At 27.1% G+C, this 207-nt stretch carries 1 pseudogene; it reads right to left on the reverse strand.

Features of this window, described 5'->3' with window-relative positions:
• Nucleotides 1-207: pseudogene (locus A500_RS20935) on the reverse strand (tRNA 2-selenouridine(34) synthase MnmH); the annotation flags it as partial.

Below are 207 nucleotides of genomic sequence, written 5' to 3' on the forward strand. Positions count from 1 at the left end.
TAAAAATTCATTAACTTCTAAAGAGTTTCCCCTAAATATAATCTTGTCTTTATTATTTTCTAAAGAATATTTATAAAGTGGATCGTAGTATTCCTTAAGAAAAACTTCTATCCAGTTTTTATGAGCATCCATGCTATTAGTAGATAGCTGATTATTATAAGCTAAATTAAGCTCATTTAATACTACTTTGAATCTATCTCCACCGAG

Source organism: Clostridium sartagoforme AAU1 (assembly GCF_000401215.1).
Classification (GTDB): domain Bacteria; phylum Bacillota; class Clostridia; order Clostridiales; family Clostridiaceae; genus Clostridium; species Clostridium sartagoforme.